General features: G+C 54.3%; 1 protein-coding gene. It reads left to right on the plus strand.

The annotated features are described in order from the left end of the window. A partial coding sequence (locus J0A66_RS21880; protein ID WP_241264380.1) for a PEP-utilizing enzyme occupies positions 1 to 403 on the plus strand: 403 nt, incomplete at both ends.

Raw genomic sequence — 403 nt, forward strand, 5'->3', positions numbered from 1 at the left:
AATGCCGGTTGGGACGCGCCTTCGTCACTGAAAATGGTGGTGGAGAGCTATATCAATCAGTTCCGTTCCATGGACGATCCTTATATGCAGGAGCGTGCCGTGGATGTGGAAGATCTCGGTAACCGGGTACTGGGGCACTTGTTTAATACCTCAAGAGCACCGGTGTCTATTCCCGACCAGGCCATATTGGTAGCCGAAGAAGTCAGCGCCTCCATGCTGGCCGAATTCCCCCACGGTAAACTGCAGGGCATTATCTCCATGCGGGGCTCAAATAACAGCCACGCTGCCATTCTCGCCAGGGCTATGGGTCTGCCAGCGGTTATGGGGGTGACAGATGTTCCCTTGTCCTTGCTGGGCGGTAAGGAAATTCTGCTGGACGGTTACTCGGGAGAAGTCATTGTTT

The sequence above is a fragment of the Bowmanella dokdonensis genome (genome assembly GCF_017254865.1).
GTDB classification, from domain to species: Bacteria; Pseudomonadota; Gammaproteobacteria; order Enterobacterales; family Alteromonadaceae; genus Bowmanella; species Bowmanella dokdonensis.